This window comes from Mesorhizobium sp. WSM4829, assembly GCF_055811475.1.
Genome location: NZ_JBVVQJ010000118.1, coordinates 1 through 1135, shown reverse-complemented (window position 1 = coordinate 1135; position 1135 = coordinate 1). Strand labels below are relative to the sequence as shown.

Sequence of the window (1135 nt, the reverse complement as noted above, 5' to 3'; positions counted from 1 at the left end):
TTGGGTTCAACATAGAATTTGACCTCGGCGACACCTGGTACAGCAGCGGCCAGACTGCCGTTGTCGATCCAATCGAGGGTGCCATCGCGATCAGGAAGTAGGTTCCGCCAGCCCGCAACGTGCATATGCGTTTTGCGCAAATTCCATTCATTGCCGATGACAAGCTTGATGTGCTCGGTAATGAGATCGACACCGTCAGCCAGCTGGATGTGTTGAGGACCGCCACCAAGGCGCGGATTGACTTCAATGACGACTGGACCATCCTTCGTCCACCGGAGTTCAACGAAGGTTGGCCCCCAGCCAAGGCTGAGAGCGCGCAAACAGCTCAGCGATACATCGGCCATGCGTTCCTGCTCGTCATCAGTAAGCGGTGCCGGAAAGATGCCCTCACAAAAGACAAAGGGGTGGGCGGTCGAAGTCAGCAGCCTCAATCCCAATGACCTCATTTCCCATTATATGCGTGGCATAATGGGGGCCTTGCGCGAATTCTTCCACGAGTATTCTCGGCGAAGAACGCCATATGTGCTTCCCGCCCAACAGATAGGTGGTATGTTCGGCTAGCTCGTCGACATTGCAGCACAATCGGACGCCGCTGCTGCCGGTGCCTACGGCCGGCTTGAGAATCACTGGCAGGCCGATCTCGGCGGCAGCGATTTCTACATCCGCGGTATTCATTGCCAAGCGATAAGCAGGCATTGGCACGCCAGCCTCAGCGAGGAGCTGACGCTGAAGGAATTTGTCGCAGCATCGTTCAATCGATTCGGGGTTCGGGCCCGGTAGATCGAAGTGCCGGCAGAGCTTGCCAACTGTCGCATAGATCTCTTCCTCGGCGCCCGTAATGCCAGCAATCTCATAGGTCGCACGCAGCCGGGAACATACGTGGATCAGCGCATCGAGATTGTCTGTATCGACGCGGATTGCCTCAAGCCCTTCCGCCGCAAGATAGTCGTATTGAGTTGGATCAGCCGACAGGGTAATTGGATGAAGACCAAGACGCCGGGCCGCTTGGACGAATAGCAGACCCATACGCCTATGGCCTTCAACCATGATGAGCGCTCTTCTTGCCATTGGCGTTGACCCTCCGTTGCGTGCTGTGCGGTGGTCCGAGCGTAAGCAGGCATCAGCTTGTTATCAC

1 pseudogene is annotated in these 1135 nt (G+C 56.6%); it reads right to left on the bottom strand.

What is annotated here, in order from left to right:
* Positions 1–1068: pseudogene (locus tag AC0L17_RS34445) on the bottom strand (ATP-grasp domain-containing protein); the annotation flags it as partial.
* Between the last annotated feature and the right edge of the window lie 67 nt (positions 1069–1135).